At 61.0% G+C, this 21928-nt stretch carries 17 protein-coding genes and 1 pseudogene; 8 read left to right on the top strand and 10 right to left on the bottom strand.

The window, feature by feature from the left end:
* Positions 1 to 3 precede the first annotated feature (3 nt).
* The 3 genes from AC1DM5_RS29650 to traA form a co-directional block, all read right to left on the bottom strand.
* Positions 4 to 1167, bottom strand: coding sequence for a conjugal transfer protein TraB (locus AC1DM5_RS29650; RefSeq protein ID WP_477976380.1), 1164 nt, complete (start codon positions 1165 to 1167; stop codon positions 4 to 6).
* A complete protein-coding gene (traF, locus tag AC1DM5_RS29645) occupies positions 1157 to 1654 on the bottom strand; it encodes a conjugative transfer signal peptidase TraF (RefSeq protein WP_477976378.1) in 498 nt (165 codons plus the stop codon). The genes AC1DM5_RS29650 and traF overlap by 11 nt, the downstream gene beginning before the upstream one ends.
* Positions 1655 to 1719: 65 nt before the next feature.
* Positions 1720 to 5046: a Ti-type conjugative transfer relaxase TraA gene (gene traA, locus AC1DM5_RS29640; RefSeq protein WP_477976376.1), complete on the bottom strand. Its 3327-nt coding sequence runs from the start codon at positions 5044 to 5046 to the stop codon at positions 1720 to 1722.
* Positions 5047 to 5298: 252 nt separating this feature from the next.
* Between traA and traC the strand changes: the two genes are divergently transcribed.
* The 3 genes from traC to traG are packed head-to-tail and all read left to right on the top strand — an operon-like array spanning position 5299 to position 7727.
* Positions 5299 to 5592 carry a conjugal transfer protein TraC gene (gene traC, locus AC1DM5_RS29635; RefSeq protein ID WP_477976374.1) on the top strand — a complete coding sequence of 98 codons (294 nt, stop codon included), beginning with the start codon at positions 5299 to 5301 and terminating at the stop codon, positions 5590 to 5592.
* A 4-nt stretch (positions 5593 to 5596) separates the two neighbouring features.
* Positions 5597 to 5812, top strand: coding sequence for a type IV conjugative transfer system coupling protein TraD (traD, locus tag AC1DM5_RS29630; protein ID WP_477976372.1), 216 nt, complete (start codon positions 5597 to 5599; stop codon positions 5810 to 5812).
* On the top strand, positions 5799 to 7727 hold the full coding sequence (traG, locus tag AC1DM5_RS29625) for a Ti-type conjugative transfer system protein TraG (RefSeq protein ID WP_477976370.1): 1929 nt from the start codon (positions 5799 to 5801) through the stop codon (positions 7725 to 7727). Before traD ends, traG begins: the two co-directional genes overlap by 14 nt.
* 317 nt (positions 7728 to 8044) lie before the next feature.
* Here traG and AC1DM5_RS29620 read toward each other — a convergent pair whose 3' ends face one another.
* Positions 8045 to 10006 (bottom strand): elongation factor G, encoded by a 1962-nt coding sequence (locus AC1DM5_RS29620; RefSeq protein WP_477976368.1) that lies wholly within the window; start codon positions 10004 to 10006, stop codon positions 8045 to 8047.
* A 796-nt stretch (positions 10007 to 10802) separates the two neighbouring features.
* Positions 10803 to 11114 (bottom strand): DUF736 domain-containing protein, encoded by a 312-nt coding sequence (locus AC1DM5_RS29615; RefSeq protein WP_477824255.1) that lies wholly within the window; start codon positions 11112 to 11114, stop codon positions 10803 to 10805.
* Positions 11115 to 11560: 446 nt separating this feature from the next.
* Between AC1DM5_RS29615 and AC1DM5_RS29610 the strand changes: the two genes are divergently transcribed.
* Positions 11561 to 11731: a hypothetical protein gene (locus AC1DM5_RS29610; RefSeq protein WP_477824254.1), complete on the top strand. Its 171-nt coding sequence runs from the start codon at positions 11561 to 11563 to the stop codon at positions 11729 to 11731.
* A 52-nt stretch (positions 11732 to 11783) separates the two neighbouring features.
* Here the strand turns inward: AC1DM5_RS29610 and AC1DM5_RS29605 are convergent, their stop codons facing one another.
* The 5 genes and pseudogenes from AC1DM5_RS29605 to AC1DM5_RS29585 form a co-directional block, all read right to left on the bottom strand.
* A complete protein-coding gene (locus tag AC1DM5_RS29605) occupies positions 11784 to 12050 on the bottom strand; it encodes a WGR domain-containing protein (protein WP_477976366.1) in 267 nt (88 codons plus the stop codon).
* Positions 12051 to 12417: 367 nt separating this feature from the next.
* A complete protein-coding gene (locus AC1DM5_RS29600; protein ID WP_477824256.1) occupies positions 12418 to 13338 on the bottom strand; it encodes a DUF2493 domain-containing protein in 921 nt (306 codons plus the stop codon).
* Between the two features lie 333 nt (positions 13339 to 13671).
* Entirely contained in the window at positions 13672 to 14706 is a 1035-nt protein-coding gene (locus tag AC1DM5_RS29595) for a DUF7146 domain-containing protein (protein ID WP_477976364.1), read from the bottom strand.
* Positions 14707 to 15010: 304 nt separating this feature from the next.
* The gene (locus AC1DM5_RS29590; RefSeq protein ID WP_477976362.1) at positions 15011 to 16207 is read right to left on the bottom strand and encodes a DUF932 domain-containing protein; all 1197 of its coding nucleotides are present in this window, start codon (positions 16205 to 16207) and stop codon (positions 15011 to 15013) included.
* A 288-nt stretch (positions 16208 to 16495) separates the two neighbouring features.
* Positions 16496 to 16813 (bottom strand): annotated as a pseudogene (locus tag AC1DM5_RS29585) (PIN domain-containing protein); the annotation flags it as partial.
* A gap of 116 nt (positions 16814 to 16929) precedes the next feature.
* Here AC1DM5_RS29585 and AC1DM5_RS29580 point away from each other — a divergent pair.
* The 4 genes from AC1DM5_RS29580 to AC1DM5_RS29565 form a co-directional block, all read left to right on the top strand.
* Positions 16930 to 17748, top strand: a complete 819-nt coding sequence (locus AC1DM5_RS29580; RefSeq protein ID WP_477976360.1) for a helix-turn-helix transcriptional regulator — start codon at positions 16930 to 16932, stop codon at positions 17746 to 17748.
* 298 nt (positions 17749 to 18046) lie between these two features.
* Positions 18047 to 19786, top strand: a complete 1740-nt coding sequence (locus AC1DM5_RS29575) for a type I secretion system permease/ATPase (RefSeq protein WP_477824249.1) — start codon at positions 18047 to 18049, stop codon at positions 19784 to 19786.
* Positions 19783 to 21087, top strand: coding sequence for an HlyD family type I secretion periplasmic adaptor subunit (locus AC1DM5_RS29570; RefSeq protein WP_477824248.1), 1305 nt, complete (start codon positions 19783 to 19785; stop codon positions 21085 to 21087). The genes AC1DM5_RS29575 and AC1DM5_RS29570 overlap by 4 nt, the downstream gene beginning before the upstream one ends.
* Before the next feature lie 43 nt (positions 21088 to 21130).
* On the top strand, positions 21131 to 21928 hold a 798-nt coding region (locus AC1DM5_RS29565; protein ID WP_477976358.1), incomplete at its 3' end, for a calcium-binding protein.

Here is a 21928-nt window from a genome sequence, read left to right as displayed (position 1 = left end):
CGCTCAGGTGTTGAAGGCAATAACAAGCGGTTTTGCGAAGAGCCGCGCCCATGCGGTCGTAGCGGCTCGCTGGATGGAGACGATCGATGTGCCTTCGGTCCACCACCCGTTTCCGACGGCGACGACAAAATCCGGATCGTGAAGCATGGACTGCAGGATCGGCCAAACGATCAATTGTTCGTAACAGATCAGAGGGGCTGCCCGGCCGGCACCGATGGAAACGATCGGGTTCGCAAAGAAATCCGCCCTGGCGCCACCACTTTCTCCGAACCAGGATCGCCATGGCTGCCACATCGAGCCGGGGACCGGTATGCGTTCGCGATAGAGGATGCGGACGCTCTTGCTATCGATCGACACGAGGACGTTGTCGTAGCCCCTGGCGTCGGCCACCACAGCGCCAGCGATGACCGTCGCATCGGTATCGCCAGACGCGCTCGCCCAAAGTCGCTCCACGGTCGGTGTCCAGAAACCGAGCGCACTTTCCGGCAGCACCGCAAACCGAGCACCATCATCAACTGCGCTGCGCACCGTTGCGATCAGGTCTCGCTGGCGTTGAAGACCGGTGTCGCGGCCGAGCGAGGCGCCCAATTCCAGGTCGACACCACGCCAGCCATCGGGTAAACGCGGCTCGGTCCAGATTGCGGCGGACCACAGCCAAAGGCCTGCCAAGGCGATGGCGACAGCTGGCCACATGCGGGTTACGAGACCCGCTAGGCCAGCTGTCATAAGCCCAAGTCCCCACCATCCCCATCCCGGAAACAGAACACCCGCAGCGGTGACAGGATGCGCCCAGCCAGTGATGCCGAACGGCGGGATGGCCATGATGGCAGCCGCGAGAAGATATCGGAACGGACGAGTGCCAGCGTTCTTTGTCCAGAGGACGGCATAGACCGTGACAAAGCTCAAGGAAGCGCACAACCAGAGCAGCAGGCCCGGCCAGATATCGGCCGAATAGAAGGTGGCCACGCCTTGCGGCAGCCCCCGGGATGCGGCCAGGAAATAGCCGGCGGCGACGAGTGCCGCGACCGTCCTTCTTTGTGCCATCGACCACAGAACCGGAAACCCCAGCGCGACGGGCAGGAGCAGCACCTTGCCGCTCCAGCCCACCGCGCCGATCGCGATCGAGGCGGTGATCAGCAGGATCGACTGAGCGTGATCACGGCCCATGGGTGAGGACCTTCTGCGCCAAACCGAGAATGCCCGAGATTGGCACCGGACCAAAATACCGAGAGTCATAAGAACCAGGGAACGCGGAATGCAGGAAGACCGACCCGGGCGGTACGACGCCGCTCGAAAACGGCGCCAAGGGCCGGCCCTTTCCGTCCCGCTGCGCGAGATTGGAAGAGGAAACTCCCCGTCCGCCCACGCTCACGCTGGCACCGATTTCGACATGCTGTCCCGCGATGGCGATCACAGTTTTGATGAGCGGCGCAATACCGCCCGGGCAGGAACCGGAACGGAGATAGCCACGCACTCGTGCCTCCAGCATTTCCGCAGTTTCCGGCGGGCAGATGAACACTAGGTCATTGACAGCAACGGGGCGATAGAGCGGAACGATACGCCATAGGCCAAGTGGCTCGCTCGGCGTCAGATTGATGCGGTACCCGCCGGCGAGAGCAGTGCCGATCGCCAGAATGGCGACCAATGCGGCCATCAAAATGATTCCAGCCGCTCGTCGTTGTTGCGGGTTCATCGCCCGGCGCGCTCCAGCTCCCGCCGTCATTTCAGCGAGAGCCCCTGGCTCTTGGTTTGCCGCTGCGTCTCGGCCTGCTTGAGCGCTTCGGTCGTTCGTTCATGAGCAGCAAGTTGCTGGACCGTGCGCATGGAATTCCACGCGGACCGGACCTCCGCCCTCTGGCCCGCCGTCATGCCCGATGTGATTACCTCGAAGGTCTTGCCGCTGGTGTCTTTGGCAGTCAAAGGCAGGAAGGTTCGTTCTCCGAAGCGTTCGGACACGGCCTTGGCGAAACCTTCGAGTTCGGCCTTCACCATTTTGTCGGCCAGCGCATATTCGAGGCCTACCGGAAGATCGTTGCGATCGATCGCATCGCGCACGCGTTCGAGCGTTTGCCTGGCCGCTGGAGAGAGCGCAGGGATGTCGACCGAAACCTTGAGCCGGACCGCGCGCTCCTCCGTCTCATGTTTCAATTCGGCCTCGACCCTCTCTCGAAGATAGCGTTCAAGATTTCGGGCGAGTGCCGGCACATTGGCGACGGCTTTTTCCCGGTCCTGCCTGTCGGCACGGCTGGCGAAAAGACCGGTCCTGCCCTTCAGCGCACCGAAGCTTTCTGGGTCACCGGCAATCCTTGCGAGGGTGGACTGCGCGAACGACTGATCTTTGACCATGGCATCGACATTGATTGCCTTGAAGGCCGCTTCCGGTTGCAAATAGACGAGGTGGAAGCGGGTCGACACCTCATCCCATTGCTTTCTCAGGCCGGGATCGGCCGCGAGCTTATCCTCGACAGCGTGCCCAAGCGACTTCGGGAAGGTGGTGATGCCAGATACCATCGGCTTGGCCTCCTTGATCGTATTCGGGATGGATTGATTGTTGCTGCCGCGGACCAGTCCGAGCGCGGCGCCGATGGCGACGAGACGGGCACCGAGGTCGGCGAGTTTTTGTTTCTGCCGGACGGCCCATTCGAGGCGATCGTGTGCGATCGTGCGGGCGACGTTCATGAGGTGCAGGCCTCGTGCCTCGGCAAAGCGCAAGGCTTGGCCGTACAAAGAGCTCTTCTCGTAGTCGAGCGTTGTCTCTTTGGCGTTCCGGCGCGACAGGAGCGGGACAAGGCCGCCGGATTTCGCGAAGGAGCGCCGGCCGTAGTAGACGGCGAGATTCTCGCGGTGGCGCGTCATGGCCACATAGGTGAGATGCCGGTCCAACGAGAGGGAAGCAAGCACCTTCACCCGGTCGACGGTCGCGCCCTGGCTCTTGTGGATCGTCGTCGCATAGCCGTGATCGAGATTGTTGTAGAAGCGCTGCTCGATCCTGACCTGGCGGCGGTGCTCGGCGTCACCAATCTCTGCAACAATCTGGCCAGGAGCGGCTTCAAGCACCTTCGCGAGCATGCCGTTCTTGACACCAAAACTGCCCTCGTTCTTGAGGAACACGATCTGATCGCCGGCCGCGAACATGCGGGTTCCGTCCTCTGTCTTGAAGGCAAAGCCGTCTGCGATGATGCCGCGCTCGACCAGCTTGGTGCGCGCCTTATCGTTCAACATCCGAACGTCGCGTCGAAGGTGTGCAAGGATCAGGCTGCTCTTCGAAGGATCGTAGTCGCGATCCCAATCGGCGATCAGGCTTTCGACCGCTTGCGCCTTGAGGTCCAGCTCCCTGAAGTTCCCATGGGCACGATAAGCACCGACTGCTTTGCCGACGTTGCCGCGCGCCAGATCGAGCGAGGCGTCGCGCATCCATTGCTGGCGCTGACGATAGATCGTTTCGAGTTCGGCATAGCCGATCCGGTCGACAATCGCCCGGAAGGCGGCTCCTGCCTCGATCGGCTGCAGCTGTTCGGGGTCGCCGACCAGAACCAGTTTCGCACCGGCCTTGGTGACGGCTTCGACCAACAGCGCCATCTGCCGCGACGACACCATGCCGGCCTCGTCCAGTACGAAAACCGTCTTGTCGTCGATCTGGTTGCGGCCCTGATTCCAGCGAAGCTCCCACGACGACAGCGTGCGGGACTGAATGTCGGCTTCCCTCTCCAGGCCCTCAGCGGCTTTGCCGGCAAGTGCACCACCGACGACACGATAGCCGGCTGCTTCCCAGGCTTCGCGCGCCGCCTTCATCATCGTCGTCTTGCCGGCGCCGGCTCGGCCAATGACGGCGACGATCCGTTTTCTGCCAGCCACATGTTCGATCGCCGTCCGCTGCTCATCCGACAGGCGGGCATGGCGTGCAAAGGTCGTCTCCAGCACCGCCTCGCGCACGCCATGCGAGGCGCGGCCGGACAGCCAGATAGCCCGGTTGACCATCTCGGCTTCAAGCCGGATCATCTCACGCGTCGTGTACTTGGATGGCGTCCGGATACCGGTTGCAAAATCAATCCGCTCGCGTTCAAGACGAAGTGCTTCCGGGCTCTGCAGAACCCTCACCATCAAGCTTTGGAACAGACCGGCATCATCGATATAGCGATGCAGGATTTTGGCCACATCGCGTTCATCGAAGACGCTCTTCTCCCGCGTGATCAGGTCGAACACGATCTCCGCACTGCGCTGGATGCGGCGGGCATTCTCGGTGCGGCGGGCTTCCTGAAGCTCAAGGCGTTCAAGCTTGGGAGGCAGGGTCTCCGGCTTGCCGTCGGATTGCTGCGCCTTGCGCTCGATGGCTTTGGTGCCGACGCCCAGATGAATGGTTGGCTCCAGGGCAATACCCTGCCTTTCGAAGGAACGTCCATCGATCGCGATATCGAGGCCAGCAAGCGCCAGATGTTTGTTCTGGCAGGCAAACCAACCGTCGCGAAACACATTGAAATCGTCGGCGCTTCCGGCCCAAAGCTCATAGACGATCTTGCCGGCATCGTTGCGGATCGGCTTTCCGTCCGATCCCAGAACCGCGACCTTCTTCGATCCGAAGCTGTCTTCGGTGAGTGGCCGCAATGTGGTCATCAGATGGACATGGGGGTTGCCAGGGGCGTCGTGATAGACCCAGTCGGCGACCACGCCCCTAACCGTGATGTACCGCTCCACAAAATCGCGCATGAGCGCGATGTTCTGCTCGGCTGTCAACTCGAGCGGCAAGGCTATTGTAACGTCCTTTGCTAGCTGCGCGTCGGACCGCTTCTCGAATGCCTCTACCTTGTTCCAGAACGCCTCGGATGCGCCGGCGATCGAACGATCGGCAATCATCGAACGCAACCACTCGGGCGAGTCTGCCGGAATGACGAACTCCTCGTGCAGGAGTCCCTGTTTGCGGGTGTAGTCGATCGTCCGGGCTTCCCGTTCGAATTCCATTTTGGCGCAATGGCGATAGGCCACCGACAGCACAGCGCTGCGGCCGGAGCCACGGGCGATGATGCTGACGGAGAAGTGAGGGACGGCCACGGCGGAGTTCTCTCCCTGTTGCGCACGAAATCAATAGGTTTGCCGGGAGCGGCGGCCCGCTGGGGCCGCAAAGCAAGACGTCGTGCCAGCGACGTATAACTGCGCCCTTCAGGACCGCTCCTTCGGATCGGCCGGGATCATGCGCAAAGGTGTCGGCTGCGCCAACTCGCATATGTGATAGTAGATCGGCGCGCCGATCTACGGGACTGTCATGCCGATCGCGTTCGAAACGGCATGAAAGGACCAACCGGAATGAAGAAGCCATCCTCCAAGATCCGGCAGGAGATTTCCAAGCTGCAGGAACAGCTGAGGCTCGCCGAAACGCGTGAAGCCGAACGCATCGGCCGTATCGCACTGAAAGCAGGACTTGGCGAGATCGAGGTCGAAGAGGCCGAACTTCAGGCTGCCTTCGAAGAGCTGACGACGCGATTTCGCAAAGCCAAGACATCGGGCGGCAGCGAGCAGGGCAGGCGATCCGAAGCGAGCCCGGTTCAAACCGCGCCCGTCGCGCCTGGCGCGACTACGGGCGGGTCTGCTGAGGATTGAGCGCATGGCACGCGCGACCAAATCCGACGCCCGAAAAAAGGACACACGCGAGAAAATTGAGCTCGGCGGCCTGATCGTCAAGGCGGGTCTCAGGTACGAAAAACGCGCCGTGCTTCTGGGAGCTCTGATCGAGCTCGCTCAACGATTGAACGGCGACGAACAAGAGCGGACACGATTGGCAGAGCTGGGCGCGGAGGCCTTCGGTGATGATCGGGCATAGGATCCTGCTGCCCGGTCTCGTGATCGGCCTGATGCTATCAGCAACAATGATGACGAGCGGGATCGGAGAGACATTTGTTGGGCTTGCCAAGACACAGGCGACGAGGCTCTTTCTTACCCACGCCGGCATCGCGCTACCGTCTGCTCTGGCCGCCGCGACCGGCATTGTCTTGCTGTTTGCCTGCGCCGGATCTGCAAGTATCAGACATGCGGGCTGGGGTGTCGCAGCGGGAAGCCTTGCGAGCCTCGCCATCGCCATCCTCCGAGAAGCGTCACGCCTCGCGACGTCTGCGACGAGCGGCTTCGGTGATCGATCAATCATGACCGCTCTCGATGCGGGCGCTGTGGCTGGCGCTGCGGTTCTATTGATATCGGCCGGCTTGGGTTTGCGCGTCGTGCTCCTGGGCAACGCGGCATTCGCCGACACGCGGCCAAACCGCGTTCGGGGTCGGCGCGCCATCCATGGCGAGGCCGGCTGGATGAAGCTGCCCGACGCGCGCAAACTCTTTCCTCACACGGGCGGCATTGTCATTGGCGAGTGCTACCGTGTCGATTGCGCTCCCGTCGCTGGCCGGTCGTTTCGCAGCGACGACAAGGAAAGCTGGGGAACCGGCGGCAGGTCACCACTGCTTTGTTTCGATTGCTCGTTCGGTTCGACCCACGGGATCGTCTTTGCGGGATCAGGCGGCTTCAAGACGACCTCGGTGACAATTCCAACGGCGCTCAAATGGGGCGGCACACTCGTCCTCCTCGATCCTTCAAACGAAGTCGCTCCCATGGTGTCGGACCATCGCGAAGCGGCGGGCCGCAGAATTCGCATTCTCGATCCGCATCAGCCGCAGAGCGGATTCAATGCGCTCGACTGGATCGGCAAATTCGGCGGCAGCAAGGAGGAAGATATTGCTGCCGTCGCGTCCTGGATCATGAGCGATAGCGGCCGCGCAGCCGGCCTTCGCGACGACTTCTTCCGAACCTCCGGGCAACAGCTTCTAACCGCAATCATCGCCGACATCTGCCTGTCAGGACATACGGACGAAGACCATCAGACGCTCCGCCAGGCGCGGGCAAACTTGTCAGAACCGGAGCCGAAACTGCGCCAGCGCCTGCAGGAAATCTACGACAATTCCGGATCGGCTTTCGTCAGGGAAAATGTCGCCGCTTTCGTCAACATGACACCGGAAACCTTCTCAGGCGTCTACGCCAATGCGATTAAGGAAACCCATTGGCTCTCCTATCCAAACTACGCAGCGCTCGTGTCCGGGTCGAGCTTTTCGACCAAAGACATTGCCTCCGGCAAAACCGATGTGTTCATCAACGTCGATCTGAAGACCCTCGAGAACCATGCGGGGCTTGCCCGCGTTATCATCGGCTCGTTTCTCAACGCCATCTACAACCGGGACGGCGCAATGCCGGAACGCGTCTTGTTCCTGCTCGATGAGGTGGCGCGCCTGGGCTACATGCGAATTCTGGAAACCACCCGCGACGCCGGTCGCAAATATGGCATCACGCTGGCGATGATCTATCAGTCGATCGGCCAGTTGCGCGAAACCTATGGCGGTCGAGACGCCGCCAGCAAATGGTTCGAGAGCGCCAGCTGGATTTCGTTTGCGGCAATCAACGATCCCGAGACGGCAGAGTATATCTCACGCCGATGCGGCACGACGACGGTCGAGATTGATCAGGAGAGCCGCAGTTTCCAGCCTCGGGGATCATCGCGAACACGATCAAAACAGCTCGCATCCCGGCCATTGATCCAACCCCACGAAGTGCTGCAAATGCGAACCGACGAACAGATCGTCTTCACCGCCGGCAACCCACCGCTGAGATGCGGACGAGCCATCTGGTTTCGCAGGCAGGATATGCGCGCATGCGTGAACGATAACCGGTTCCATGTCAGTGTACCCCAGACAAAGTGAATAGATCTCTCCTCGAAATTCGGCCGGCAAGACGGTGTGAGCGTCATGCAATGGCCAATCACGTGCTCGCGAGCAGGAGAAGGTGGAGCCGCCTCAGAAAGGCGGCTCGGTGTCGATCGTGCCCGACAGTTCGGCCAGGTCCACGTTCAGCTCGGCCCGAGCCAGGTCCAGTTCGACTATGATCTGGCGGCGTTCGACCGGATCAACCGCATTCGAAAGCTCCGCCCATAGGTAGCGTGAAACGGCGCATTCTCACGGTTAACTGCCAAACGACATGAGCCCCATTCTGCGAACGAGCATGAAGTGGCGCGAACGTTTCAGTGTGCGACGCCTGGTTCCTCGTGTGCCCTCACGATGGCGTCCGCTTCCTTGCCGTATAGCTCCTCGAAGTGATCGAAGGTCTTGGAAAAATAACCAATGCCCTGCGTCGCCGAGCGCAGCGCCCGCGCCAGATCGTCAAGTGCGCCGCCCGGAATGAGTGCCCGGAAGATGTCCCATCCCTTAGCGGTTTCATCCCGGTCGAAGCCGAGAACCTGACCCTTGAGAGCGGAGACGATCTGGACGAGGCTGCCGGAATAGATCGACGGAATGTGAATTTCGCTGCGGAAGACCGGTTGCATTAAAACGGCCGACCCTTCGGAAAGCGCCTGTCGCACTCCCATTTTCGACGCAGTCCGGAAGGCGTGTTCCGAACTGTCGACGGCATGGTGCTGACCATCGTACAGCGTTACGCCGACATCGATGACCTGGAAGCCTAGCGGCCCTTTCTCCATCGCTTCGCGCGCGCCTGCTTCGACAGCAGGGATGTAGTTGCGCGGAACGACGCCACCCTTGACGGTTTCGCTAAAGGTGAAGCCCCGGCCGCGCTCGTTGGGACGAATGCTCAGCTTCACATCCGCGAATTGCCCGGCACCGCCGGTCTGTTTGCGATGCCGGTAATGAACCTCGGACGGCTTCGCAATTGTCTCGCGGTAGATCGGGCTGGGCATTCGATCGGTTACATCGATGTGAAACACGTCCGCCAGGGTTCGGCAAAGATCGCGCAGATGCACCGGGCCCTGGGCGCGGACGAGCTGGGCACCGGTGCCTTCCTCCTGCAAGACCGTGAGGCCGCGATCCGTCTCGGAAAGTTTTGCCAGCGTTTCGGAGAGCTTGTTTTCATCGCGTTCGCTGCCCGGGACCAGGATTCTTTCAAGCATCGGCGTAGGTGGCTCTGTCCATTCGGGTGGGGCAACCTTCGCGTCTGATGTCAACAGCGACGGGACGGGCAAGTGGTCGGACTTGACCGTCGCAAACACAATCCCCGGTGCAGGCACGATCGCCGAGTTCGACCGTCCGTTTGCGGGATCCTGCACGGCGCCGAGGCTGGAGCCGCCCAGTGATGCGCCCTGCCGCAGTCCCTCACCAAACGCACGCACCAGCACCGTCTTGCCGACATTCTGGCGATGATAGGCATGGAAGCTCACGGCGGTCAGCTTGTTTTCATCGACATTGCCCGCACGAGCCAGGCGCTGTCGAAGAACCCCCACCGGCGGCGCCTCGTGGCGCAGCGCCTTCATCAGCCTCATCATGCCGTTGCCGTGACTTGCGGCACCGATCAGGACTGGAATAATCCTGTTTTCCCTGAGAACCCGCGATGAAATGCCATAGAGCGCGTCGCTGGGCGGCTCGCGATCTTCGATCAGTTCCTCGAGAAGCCAGTCATCGAATTCGGACAGGTGTTCCAGGAGCTCGCTGCGCGCTTCGTGCTCGCGCTCGGCGGCGCTTTCGGGGATTGCGATCAGCGCCGAAGTCTGGCCTTCCCGGTAGCGCCACGCCCGTTCCGAAATCAGATCGCAACTGCCTATGATCCTGTCCCCCTCGCGGATCGGGATCTGGCGAAGCAAAAGCGTGTGGTTGGCGTAGTCTTGAAGCGCGGCGATCACGTCCCTCAGCCGCCCTCTCGGTTCGTCCATTCGGTTGACGAAGAGGATGCACGGCGTCCCCGAGGCTTCGACTATCCGCAGATAGGGCGCGGCGAGCACAGCCTCCTCGGGTGCCGATGAAACGCACAGGATGCAAGCGTCGCTGGCAAGAAGCGCGTGCTGTGCATGCGCCAACGCTTCGTTGGGTCCTGGCGCATCCAGCGCACACCACGCCTCGTTTCCAAAGGTGAATTCTGTGAGATTCAATCCATAAGGGGAGCTGGATTTTCTCGGCGCCCCCTCCAGGGAGCCGAGCTTTTCCACGACTGTTGATTTTCCGGTCTGCGAGGGTCCAAGCACGGTAAAGCAGCGCATCGGCATTCCTCCAACTGCCATAAACACAATTTTCAGCCATCATAGGATGCCCTGAACCGCTGCAAGGCGCCAGAGGTGTTCAGTTTCACAACGCTTTGACCTGGACTTGCATTTGAGGCTGATGTCGTCTTGCATTTAATCAAGAGATTCTGTCTGCAACGATTTCAAGAGGATACCTCGACACTTAATTCGTGACGCGGCAGTTAGTGTGGGAATGCCGTTTGGAGTTTGGCACATTATTTGAGAATCGCAGTGATTAGTGTGTCGGCTGTCGGAGGCTAATCTCTTTCGAGAAATTGCCGCCATTTCAAAACGTTGCTGATGCATTAGAAGCGGTTAGTGGCCGATAATCGCTCCCGCAAATCTCAGATTAAATGCCATAGGTAGCGTGAAACGGCGCATTCTCACGGATAACTGCCAAACGACACGAGGTTTTTGCACCCTCCTCAGCGATGTGAATGATGTTTCGCTTTGTCATCAGAGTCTCCTTTTCGTTGTCTGACGAAAAGTGTCCGCACCTTAGTCCGTGAGGAGTCAGGGACCGCGCAACGCGGCCGCCATGCGGCGAGCGAAGGAACCGTTTTTTTGTGCCGGCCGCGGCGCAGGAAAAATTGGAGGGGCAGCGATGTCCTTGACGCCGAAGCGGTGGGTGCAAAATGAACAGTCAGAGAGGGGTAAGACCGCGTCCCGGAGGGACGCGACCTCTGCGGACATGAATGCTGGAGCCGGATCCGATACCGGCACCGGCGTCCAGATGTAGCAGGAACAGCCCCGCCTTTCGGCGGGGCTGTGCCAGTCAGTCCTGGCTGACGCGGCGCGACCAGATCAGCTGGTATCCGTCTTCGCCTTCGACCCCTGAGAGTGTCGCGTAGATCGGGGCCGAGAAACTTGGATCGTCGAGCTTGACCGAAAGATAGTCGCGGCCTTGCTCGGAGGTCTTCTGCCATGCGGCGCCGAGTTCGACGGCGCCCGCGAAGATGCGGTAGTGCGGGCCCTTGTCGGAGGGATTTTCGATCCGGGCAATGCGAGCCTTGACGTTGAGGGCGAGGGTGCGGATCGAGCCGGAGAAGCCATTATCATTCGAGGTGAAAGTGCCGATGGTTGCCATTGTCCTGTTCCTTTCGTTGTTTCGGGCCGCGCCCATCGCGGCCTCGATGGCTGTCGCAAAGACCGGGGACGATCGGACCGCACCCATAGGGCCGAAATGTAATGGAGGACGGCAAGTCGCAAGTTTGTTAGTTGGCGCGGAATGACGGCAAAGCCGGCAGGGGTAAGAAAATTGCGATTGCCGTTGCGGCAGCACGATCGAGGCGCAGCCGCTTTCCGGTCAGACAGGCCCCATCGAGCCCGCAGTTGGGCTGCCGGATAACAGGCGTTCAAAGGAACGGGCATTGGTGCGACTGCACATTCATCACAGCAAAGGTCAGGCAACCGTCGCGCCCGACCCACCGACGACGAGGCAGACCGCCCGAATAGAACATTCTCGCACCGGGCCAGTTGCTAAGGCCAACGCAACGGATATCGTTGCCGAGCGATTCGCCGCGCGGAGGATATATGCGCCAGACAAAGCCGTTCATCGTCGAGATCAAGCAGACCAGGAAATCGAAGGCCCTCGCACGCAAGCCGTCGATCTGGGGCGATCTGGATCTCAGCCAGGATCAGGATCTTGCAGCCGTAGCACCGACGAACGAACCTGCCTCGGCCTCAGACGGCACCCGCGACTGATCAGGCACCTAAGTCAGGTCCGGCTGCCGGCGATCGGTTTCGCGCACGATACTCATTCCCATCCTCCCGATCTATCCCCAACCGGAACGTATCCTCTGTTGCGCTTCCTGCTGGCAAGCGCCAGGAAATGCGAAATCGCCTGCTGTTCACTCGAAAAGATCTCGCTCTTTTCTCCGCCGGCCTTGCCAATGCGACCCCAGCTGCGCATGACGGCGATCTCGCCGAACAGCGTCGGCTGGATCGACAAGGCATAATAGCGCGCCATATTTCGGGTCTCGTCGATACGCTGGCAATAGAGCTGGTAGGAATGGGTTGTCATGCGCGCAGGATCGCCAGCTTTATCCGTCGCGTCCAACGACAAGTTTGAATCGATCCGGCCGCACCGATTCATGATGATGATGGATAGCAGGCAGGGCCGTCTCTCGTTGAAATGTCCATTCTGTGGCCACCGCAATCGCCCGCCGAGCCCGCGACGGCGCAAGCCCGTCGGCGGACCTGACGAGAAGGCAGCGGACCTTTCGGCTGATGGCGTCAAACGATCTTCCGGATCAAGGATCGCCGCAGAAGGACGGCGATGGTGCCCGGTGACGAGAGCCCAGTCGTCCTGCCTGCTCAGGCCGGTGCGAGCCGGATGAAGCCCAGGCCGGAGACACGTCGTCCTGGTTCGCCATGCGGAGGAGGAGGCGTCACGCCCCGCCGAACGTCCAGACCGGAATGCCGAGCTTCCTGGCCTTGTCTGCGAGATTGTCGTTGATGCCCGTGCCGGGGAAGTGCATCACGCCCTTCGGCACGATCTCCAGCATCAGATCGTTGCGCTTGAAGGGCGCTGCGCGGCCATGCTTTGTCCAGTCGGGCGCGAAGCCGATTTGCACCACGCCGCGGTGTGTCGCCCAGAGCGAGGCGATCTTCTCGGCGCCCTTGGGTGACTTGCCGTGGACCAGCACCATGTCGCGATGCTTTGCGTGGACCTGGTCGAGCTTGGCCCAGATCAGCCGGTGATCGTTGAAGTCGACCCCACCTGTGATGACGATCTTCGGACCGGGAGGCAGAAGAATTTCTTGCTCGGCGCGCTTCCTCGCCATCAGGAAGTCGCGGCTGTCGATCATCGCCGAGGTGAGATTGCGATGATTGACCTTCGATCCGCCGCGCGGGAGCCAGGGCTTGCCCACATGGCGCTCGTAGTGTTCGGCCGCCTGGTCRCGCATCAGCTCGAAGGCGTTCTGGCGCTCGATCATCGTCATGCCCTCGGCGATCAGGCGTTCGAGTTCGACCGACTTCACCTCACTGCCGTCCTGTTCCCGCTGGGAGCGTTTCTGGGCTTGTTCGTTGTCGTCGAGCTCGCGGGCGATCCGCTCGCCCGCCCGATGGAAGACATTGACGGCCGACCAGAGGAGATCGTCGAGATCGGGTTCGAGGCGCGTATCCTCCAGGGTCGCGATCAGGGCGTCGAAGATGTCGGCAACGGCCCCTGCGACCGCGTTGCCGTCCGGCAGGAGCCGCTGGTCGGGTTCGTCCGCAAAGGGCCGATAGCCGTGAAGCTGCAACTCGTCGAGGATATGGTCGGTGGGTGAGGATTCGTGGTGCGGTTCGAAGTCGTGCTCGTTCATCGGATGCTCCGTCAGTTGGACCGCGACCGTCGCGGCCTTCATGGCGACCAAGCCCACGGGCCGGCTGTCCCTGCACCCGCAGCGTCAGCGCAGGGCCGGAGCGACAGCGGAGGATGGCGAGGGCCAACTATTTTGCCTCGCGATGGAAAGGCCCAAGTCCAGACGCGGCCTTCCGCGTCTGGACTTGGGCCGCCGGAAAATAGTCGGCCGCCGCCATTGCCGGGCGGGTCGGCTTGTGGGCCGATCGCTCTCTCGAAGGCCGAGGCGCGCTACCCTACGGGGCGACGCATCCCGACGAGCACAGCGGCACTGCAGCACGTTTCCGCTCGTCGGCTACGCCGCCTGCTCCATGAAGCGTACGACATCCCGCGGATCGATCGTCATTCGGGTCTGGCCGCGCAGCGAATCGAGACCAAGAGTGCGGAGATCCTCGTTGAAGTCGCCGAGCTGCGGCGAGAGGACGATCGCCTCGATCCCGACCGCGTTCGTCCGCTCGATCAGGCGGTCGCGTGCACCGTCGCCGGCCGGGTCATCGTCGCGCAAAATGTAGAGCCGCCGTAGCGTATCCGGGAATAGGACGGCGGCAAGGTGGGCTGCCGAGAGCGCTGCCAGCATCGGCATGTCAGGCAGGACCTGCCGCATCGAGAGGACGGTCTCGATGCCTTCGCCGGCCGCCATGACGTCGCCGCTCATGCCAAAGCGGACGGCGTTGCCAAGAAGGTTGCCCATCGCCCGACGCGGCCTATCGATCGGAGCCTTCCCCTGGCCTGCCGGGTCTAGCCAGGTACGATGCGCCCCGGTGATCCTGGCGTCCAGGTTGGTGACGGCCGCGATCATAGCGGGCCAGCTCTCGGTCGGGACTTGCTCGTCGGGCCGATAGTAGCAACACGGATGGAAGCGGAGATTTCCGGTTCCGCGTAGGTCCGTGATACCGCGTTCGCGCAAATAGGATTGCACGAGCGTGCCCGCTATGGGCTGCGACATGGCGAACAGGCGTCGTGCTGCCCTGAGCGAACCATGCAGCGCCGGAACCTGATGCGTGGCCGGCCGGGCAGGCCGAGGCTGCGGCATGCCGAGGAAGGTCCGTGCCTCGTCGACGGCCTCCTGGAAGGCGACGAGGCCACAGCTTTCACGGATCACGTCGAGGAGATCGCCGTGTTCGCCGGTGGCGGCGTCGGTCCATTTGCCGGCCGGGCCCTTTGGTGAGTCCTTAAGCCGGACATACAGGGAGCGGCCGGGCGTGTTATGCACGTCGCCGACCAGCCAGTAGCCACCTACGCGGCGGCCGCTGGAGAGATAGTGGCGGCACACTGCTTCTGCCTGCCGGCCAAGGCGATGGGCGAGATCGGAAACGTCCTGACGGGTCATCAAGCAGCCCCCCGCCTGGAGATGTGCGTCTCGGACGAGCCTACGCGTCGAACGTTTGGCTGGTTCAGCACCAGCTTATTGAAGGGAATGTCGCGCGAGGACGACAGGGTTATCTCCTGAACTGCAATAGCCATCGAGTTTGCTCCGCGACGGGCTGCCGAAAGTCTCTCTCTCGACCTTTAACCCGTCACGACGCGCAGCGCCGCCCCTCACTCTCGAGGGCAGCGCCGCCCGTTCCGTTTGAAATGAGGGGCGTGGACATCGAAAGCCGGAGCGCCGTCAATCGGGTCTCCAGCCCCGTGTGTCAGGCGGCGCTATCCAGAAGCTTCTTCGCCTTCGCCTCCATGTCGAGACGTGCGTCCTGATGCGGCTTGTCCCGCGCGACCGCGGTGATGCCCTGGACGAAGTCGAAGATGCTTTCAGGAGGCCGGCCTTCCTCGGCCAGCACCGTCTCGATGATCCTGCCGGTCTCGGCCTTGGAGAAGCCACGACGGCGCAGGAACTCTGTGCGATCCTCGTTATGGCGCGCCACGATCCGTTCGCGCGCCGCCCTGATGCCATTGATGAAGGGCAAAGGGGAGGAGTTCGCGAAATTGAGCAAGGCCGGTGCCGCCTCATGGGCAAAACGGGAGGCGGCATATTTGGAGTGGCGGATGATGATTTCCTCGAAATCCTCGACGCCCCAGAGATTGCGGTTCTGGCAAACGGCACGCAGATAAAAGCTCGCCATACCGAGTGTCTTGGCGCCGACCTCGGAATTCCAGGAATAGAATCCCCGGAAATAAAGATCCGGCGAGCCATCGGGGAGGCGCCCCGCCTCGATCGGGTTGAGGTCATCGACGAGGAACAGGAAGACGTCGCGGTCGGACGCGTAGAGTGTCGTCGTGTCCTTGGTGATATCGACGCGCGGATTGTAAATGCCGGTCGACCAATCGAGCACGCCGGGGACCTTCCATCTTGTGTCGCCCGTGYCGTTGCCGGCGATGCGCTGCACGGCATCGACGAGTTCGTGATCGAAGATCCGGCCATAATCGGGGCCGGTGACGGCGCGCAGTTCCAGCCGCCCGTCATCGGTTTCGAGCGTCTTGATCTGTTCAGCCCGCGTGGCGTTCAGGCCATATTGCAGGTTGATACCGGCGAGCGGGGCGGGAAGCTGGCGCAGGTAGGCGGCCGGAGCGCCAACAAGGCCGGCAAGCTGGCCGAAGCTCCAATGGGTCGGCACAACAGGACGATCGGCATCGGGGAGCAGGAGCGCTAGGTGCTCCGGATCGGCGCGGTTTGCCTCTACGTGGATGCGAGCGCTCTCCACAACGCGGGTCCGGCTGTGGTCGGCACGATCGCGGACGGAGCGCGCTAGGTCGGATAAGGAGAGGTAACGCTCGTCGGCCGGGCGAGAGAACCACTCGGACGAGACACGGCTCACCCGTTCGCCGCGGCGCGCGTCAACCTTGTAGCCGCCGCTCGTATCACGGCCTGCGTCGGGAATTTCAATCTGGGTCATGGGACCAAACTCCATGACGGGCGTCGGAGACCTCTTCTCCAACCCTCAACCCGTCATGGCAAATCCAGTCCGCGCTCTCACTCTAGGGGCGTTGCGGGACCACCGCGCAGAAGGGGGCGGCCGAGACGAAGGCTCGGCCGCAGGGACGGTTTTCCGCTTCGCGTGCCCGTATCAGTCTTGGATATATCTTTGGCTGCGTCCTTACATCCTATACTCGGCCGACCGCGTGCAGTCGCGGCCACAACGCGGGGCCACTCAATCGAGCAAGGGTCTGAAGCGAGTACAGGCCTAGGCACCGCTCACAGCCCAGGGGTTGATAATTCTCAGGCCCGCCGCTTCGAAAGGGCTTTTATCCCGGGTAGCGACCGTGAGATCGCGCGCTGCTGCGATCGCTGCGATGTAGCCGTTGCTGCGCCGATTGCTTTGCCTGACCAGTGGGCACGCGCCATGATCTCGCTGTAGGATCGCGAGGCTTCAAGGAAGGATGCGGCCTGAAATCAGCGGCAAGACGTCTCATTCCAGGCGACCATGAAGAATTGTCTGGCGTTTGCCCGCAAGCACAGCGGCGATACCGAAGCGAAGCTCGGCAACCAGGACCGCATGTATCACCGAAAATTCTCCTTATGGTGGGATTTTTTTGTTTTATGTCGCATGACTATAATTTAGAGTTGAATAAATCGCGTAATTTGTTCAATGCTGAATGGCATGCGCGAGGAGCTAGAATGCTGGATGGTCGATTCCTTGAGGATAGTCTCAGAGCCTTGGCAAACGCCAACTCCATCGATGATATTTCAGCAATCGTCCACGACACGCGGGACAAGTATGCATTTGCCCATATCACCTATCGGTCACTGAGGAAGAGCGGTGCTGGGAAAGTAACATCGCGAACGGTGATCTCTACAAGCGATCCGGAATGGTTCAGGCAATACGACGCGCGCGATCTCATTAGCATCGATCCGATCGTCAAGTCCGCATGGCAGGCACCGCTTCCACTCGACTGGGATCTTGTTGATCGACGTTCCAAATCGGCTCGCTTCTATTTTCAGGAGATGAAGCGCTTCAAGATTGGTGATCGCGGCTTGACCATCCCCATCTCGCCGGCGAACCGTCCACCTGGACTGTTTTCATTCATCGGCGACTCTATGAGCGACCAGGAGTGGAAGGCGCTCAAACGACGCTCCGAAGCCGATATGATGTTGTTCGGCCAGCACATTCATTTCCATACACTGCGTCTGGAGCAGTCGCCGAAGACGGAAGAGTTGCTGACGGAGCGCGGCCGAATATGTCTTGAACTCGTCCTGAATGGACACAAGCCGAATCTGATCGGAAAACTCCTCGGTCTCTCCGTCCATACGGTCCGCATGCATCTGCGCCACGCTCAGGAGCGTTTGCAGTGCCAGTCACTACCAGAGGCCGTCGTCAAGGCGCTGGAGCTTGGCATCATCAACAAAGCTGCGCGCCTCGCCGTTGTTGGAATCCTTGCTCAGCTCATGCAAGGAGGCCTCGTTGCCGAGGCCTGGTCAACACTGCTTGCCGGATAGGGCGCATCAGTCGGGCGTGATGCCTGTTTGACGATCTTCTAATGCATGGCCGGAGTGCATTATTTCTCGATGAGTGGCCTTTTCCGGGAACTTGGGGAGAAAAAATCTCAAAAATATCCAGAATTAGTCTTCCAATTCCAATTTCGGCTGACGGAAAAAATTCTTAAACGCCAAATTCTCTCAGCGAAATCAATTAGCTAGGCTGCTTTTTATACTACTTTGCATATATTGCCCCCTCGCGGGATTCCCTCATAGGTTATGCGCCGAGCACTACCTCTACGTGCTCGAGGGAGGATTGATGCGTACAGCCGGGCGATTTTTTCCTGCTAAGCTGGTGGCCGCTTTTTTCGGCATTCTTGCGTTCTCATGCGTGATGAACCTTCTCGCGCTTGCCGCGCCGATCTTCATGATCGAGGTCTACGATCGCGTTATTCCAAGCAAGAGCATTCCGACGTTGATCGCTTTGTTGGCCCTGACGGCCGGTCTTTACGCCTTTACCGGAATCCTCGACGTCATTCGCGGTCGCATGATGACGCGGATTGCCGCCATGCTGGATGCGGCACTCACAAAACGAGTGCTCGGCGCGATCGCTGGAGCGGGCTTGCGTATAAGGGTACCTGGAGACGTCCTGCGGCCAGCCCAGGACCTTGAGCAGATCCGGGTTTTCCTTGGAAGCAGCGGTCCCGTTGCTCTCTTCGATCTGCCATGGCTGCCGGTCTATCTGGTCATCTGCTTCTTCATTCACCCATTAATCGGCACGGTTGCTGCGATCACCATGGTCCTCCTTGCGCTGTTGACCTTGCTGACCGAAGTGATGACGAAGAAGCTGACGCGGCAATCGTCTGCCGCGCTGATTGCGCGAAACAGGCTAGGCGAGGCAGCGCATCGCAATGGCGAAGTCTTGGCCGCAATGGGAATGAAAGAGCAGGTCGCCAAGCGTTGGGACGACGCGCAGGCGACCTATATCGATTTGCAAAGGCGCATTTCCGATATCGCTGGCGTTCTATCCGGAATTTCCAAAATGATCCGGGCAATGGTCCAGTCGGGAACGCTGGCCCTTGGCGCATGGCTTGTCATTGAAGGCGATTTGACAGGCGGAATGATCCTGGCAAGTAACGTCCTGATGGGTCGGGCGTTGGCTCCCGCCGAACAGCTAATCGCCAGCTGGCGCAACCTTCTGACAGCCCGCCAGGGGTGGCAGCGCCTGACGGAGCTTCTGGCGCTTTTCCCCGACGAAGGCCCGAAGACGGTCCTTCCCGCCCCGCGAACGTCTCTCGTTGCCGAACAGCTGTCGGTCTACCCTCCCGGTGATCAGCGCGCGGTGGTTCAAAACGTCAGCTTCCGCATCGACGCAGGGTCCGTCGTCGGGGTGATCGGTCCAAGCGCGTCGGGCAAATCGTCCCTGATACGCGCCCTTGTCGGTGCCTGGAAGCCAATCCGGGGTGAGGTGCGTCTGGACGGTGCCGCGCTCGATCAGTGGGACCCATTCGAACGCGGTCGCCACATCGGCTACATGCCGCAAACATCCGATCTGCTGCCTGGAACGATCGCCGATAACATCGCGCGTCTTGACCCTATGGCCGACGACACAAGTGTCGTTGCCGCAGCAAAGGCAGCAGGCGTGCACGAGATGATCGTTGCCTTTCCCAAGGGCTACCAAACCGAGCTAGGCGATGGCGGTGTCAATCTCTCCGCCGGTCAGCGCCAGCGTGTTGCCCTTGCGCGTGCGCTTTATGGCGATCCCTTCGCTGTCGTTCTCGACGAGCCGAACTCGAACCTCGATGCCGATGGGGACGCAGCGCTTGCAGCCGCAATCGCAAGCGTCAAGCAGCGCGGCGGCATTGTCGTCATCGTCGCCCATAGAAACAGCATCCTGCCGCTGCTTGACTGCGTTCTCATCATGGAAAACGGACAGATGAAGGCCTTCGGTCCGAGGGATACTGTCTTGAGACAGGCATCGCCACCCCAGCAACGCCCAGCGCGAATGTCACCGTCCCCGGCATTGACTGTGATTGATGGTGAGGGTGCAAGGTCATGAACAACGGCCGTGAAATGACGTTCCGCAGGTCACTTGGCCGCCACCTCATTGCGGGCATGGGCACAATCGCCGTGCTCTGCGTCGGTTTCGGCGGATGGGCTTCGACCACCGAACTATCCGGTGCTGTGATCGCGCCCGGCCTTCTGTCGATCGAGGGACGCGCGAAATCCGTGCAGCACCTTACCGGTGGCGTCATAGCTCAACTGCTTGTGCAGGAAGGGCAGCAGGTCAGGGCCGGAGAGGTTCTCATCCGCCTTGACCCGACCGTTGCGCGTGCCAATCTGTCGGCCATCAGCGCAAATCTCAACCAACTCTATGCTCGCGAGGCACGCCTGGCCGCAGAGCGCGACGGCTCTGAAGGCGTCACCAGTCCCGAAATCCTGCAGCAACGTCTGGGCGCTGCCTCAAATGATGCCATGGCGAGCGAACGACGGCTCTTTGAGGATCGCCGCCAGGCACGACAGGGCCAGAAGGATCAGTTGCAAGAGCAGGTCGCCCAGATGCGTGAGCAAATTGTTGGCCTCGAGGTGCAGCTGAAGGCCAAGGATGATGAAATCGCTCTGATCGACAAGGAGATGATCGGAACACGCAAACTCTACGACATGGGTTTGATCCCCCTCAACCGTATCAACAATCTCGATCGCTCCGTGGCGCGCCTGGAGGGCGAACGGGGTGAGCTGATGGCGCAAAGCGCGACTGCGAAAGGGCGCATTGCGGAAATCGAACTGAAGCGGCTCGATATCGATCAGCGCATGCGTGCCGAAGTCGCAGCGGAGCTACGAGACACCGAAAACCGGCAGTCGGAAATGATCGAGAGGGAAGTTGCTGCCAGCGATCAACTCAGCCGGCTCGATATCACCGCACCGGCGACAGGTATCGTCCATGACCTTGCCATGCATACGGTCGGCGGGGTCGTGAAGCCCGGCGATCAGCTGATGCAGATCGTCCCGCGCGCCGATCTCGTCGTCGAGTCTCGCATCTCGCCACAGGATATTGATCAGCTGTCGCTTGATCAGGCCGCGACGGTACGGCTGACGGCCTTCAACAGGAATACGACCCCGGAGCTGGAGGGCAGGCTGATCCGCATCTCGGCGGACCTTGAGACCGACCCGAAGACTGGCGCAGGTTTTTATCGCGCCGCAATTGCGATCCCACAGAACGGGCAACAATTATCGCCGGGCCTTGCCCTTGTGCCTGGAATGCCGGCCGAAGTCTTTATCCGTACCGGCGACCGGACGGTTCTTTCCTACGTCATGAAACCGATCCGAGATCACGCTGAGCGCGTGTTCCGTGACGAATGACATCCGCTTTCTTTGACAAATAACGAGCGCCAGGGAGGCTCACATGGCAATTATTACCGGAACGACAGGCAATGACACTCTGAACGGCACGACGGCCGATGACCAGATTTCCGGTCTGGACGGCAACGATACCCTGAACGGCAGCAGCGGCAACGACCTGCTCGATGGCGGCGCGGGCGACGACTTCTTGACTGGTGGCGCTGGTGCTGACCAGTTGATCGGCGGAGCCGGCACCGATATGGCGATTTACGCGGCCCAGGTCACCATCAATCTGAAGACCGGCATCCATACCGGCGAGGCGACCGGCGACACTTTCGACAGCATCGAGATCTTCGCAGGGTCGACCGCAAACGACACCTTTGTCGGCAACGGAACCACTGTCACCTTCAACGGCGGCTCCGGGATAGACACGGTCGATTACTCGGCGTCGGCTTCCGCCGTCAACGTCACGCTCGGCGCCGCCGGTGTCACCACATCAGGCTCGGGCGGCGACGCCCAGGGAAATAGCTACATCAACATCGAGCAGGTCATCGGCTCGGCCTTCAACGACACGCTTACCTCGACGGCGACGATCGGCCAGACGCTGACCGGTGGCGCCGGCAACGACATTTACATTATCGCCAGCCAGAACGTCACCATTTCCGAGTCAGCAGGTGGCGGTGACGACGAGATCCGCACCAACGCCAGCGCCTACGATATGGCCTCCTATGCCAATGTCGAGCGGCTGACCTATACCGGCACTGGCGGAACGGCCCTCTACGGCAATGCCAGCGACAACATCATCACCGGTGGGGTCGGCAACGACACTTTGGCTGGCGCGGACGGGTCCGCGGACGGGTCC

The organism is Rhizobium sp. 01T437 (genome assembly GCF_056398505.1).
Note: the sequence above shows the minus strand (reverse complement) of the source record. Positions and strands in the feature narration are given on the sequence as shown.

Coding starts and splice junctions, on each gene's coding strand:
- AC1DM5_RS29650 (WP_477976380.1), bottom strand. CDS start 1,167: ATGGGCCGTGATCACGCTCAGTCGATCCTGCTGATCACCGCCTCGATC.
- traF (WP_477976378.1), bottom strand. CDS start 1,654: ATGGCCGCATTGGTCGCCATTCTGGCGATCGGCACTGCTCTCGCCGGC.
- traC (WP_477976374.1), top strand. CDS start 5,299: ATGAAGAAGCCATCCTCCAAGATCCGGCAGGAGATTTCCAAGCTGCAG.
- traD (WP_477976372.1), top strand. CDS start 5,597: ATGGCACGCGCGACCAAATCCGACGCCCGAAAAAAGGACACACGCGAG.
- traG (WP_477976370.1), top strand. CDS start 5,799: ATGATCGGGCATAGGATCCTGCTGCCCGGTCTCGTGATCGGCCTGATG.
- AC1DM5_RS29620 (WP_477976368.1), bottom strand. CDS start 10,006: ATGCGCTGCTTTACCGTGCTTGGACCCTCGCAGACCGGAAAATCAACA.
- AC1DM5_RS29615 (WP_477824255.1), bottom strand. CDS start 11,114: ATGGCAACCATCGGCACTTTCACCTCGAATGATAATGGCTTCTCCGGC.
- AC1DM5_RS29610 (WP_477824254.1), top strand. CDS start 11,561: ATGCGCCAGACAAAGCCGTTCATCGTCGAGATCAAGCAGACCAGGAAA.
- AC1DM5_RS29605 (WP_477976366.1), bottom strand. CDS start 12,050: ATGACAACCCATTCCTACCAGCTCTATTGCCAGCGTATCGACGAGACC.
- AC1DM5_RS29595 (WP_477976364.1), bottom strand. CDS start 14,706: ATGACCCGTCAGGACGTTTCCGATCTCGCCCATCGCCTTGGCCGGCAG.
- AC1DM5_RS29580 (WP_477976360.1), top strand. CDS start 16,930: ATGCTGGATGGTCGATTCCTTGAGGATAGTCTCAGAGCCTTGGCAAAC.
- AC1DM5_RS29575 (WP_477824249.1), top strand. CDS start 18,047: ATGCGTACAGCCGGGCGATTTTTTCCTGCTAAGCTGGTGGCCGCTTTT.
- AC1DM5_RS29570 (WP_477824248.1), top strand. CDS start 19,783: ATGAACAACGGCCGTGAAATGACGTTCCGCAGGTCACTTGGCCGCCAC.